1 protein-coding gene is annotated in these 476 nt (G+C 71.4%); it reads left to right on the top strand.

The window, feature by feature from the left end:
* Nucleotides 1-476: DNA-processing protein DprA (locus tag EN939_RS37480; RefSeq protein ID WP_164751663.1), on the top strand; the 476-nt coding region annotated here is incomplete at both ends.

The raw sequence follows: 476 nt of genomic DNA, 5'->3' as shown, positions 1-476 counted from the left end.
GCCTCGACCTGCCTTACCCGCCTGAAAATGCCGGCCTGTGCGAGGAAATCGCCGAGCGTGGCGCCATCATTTCAGAGATGCCGTTCGGCTGGCAGCCGCGCGCCCAGGATTTTCCGCGCCGCAACCGCCTTGTCGCGGGTGCGGTCCTTGGGCTGGTGGTGGTCGAGGCAGCGCAACGCTCGGGCTCGCTGATCAGCGCCAGGCTTGCGGGCGAAATGGGCCGGCTGGTCTTCGCCGTGCCGGGCTCGCCGCTCGATCCACGCGCCGCCGGCACCAACGGCCTGCTCAAGGATGGCGCCACCCTGGTCACCGACGCAGCGGACGTTTCGCGGGCAATCGCTCCGCTGACCGGCATGCGGGCGCCCGACGTGCCGCCGTTCGAAGAGCCGCCCGACTTCTCGGCCACACCACCGCCCGGCGAAAGCGACCGCGCCCGCCTCATCGAGGCGCTCGGCCCGACGCCAGTCGCGGTCGTC

This window comes from Mesorhizobium sp. M7A.F.Ca.CA.002.05.1.1 (assembly GCF_003998335.1).
Classification (GTDB): Bacteria; Pseudomonadota; Alphaproteobacteria; order Rhizobiales; family Rhizobiaceae; genus Mesorhizobium.
Note: the sequence above shows the minus strand (reverse complement) of the source record. Positions and strands in the feature narration are given on the sequence as shown.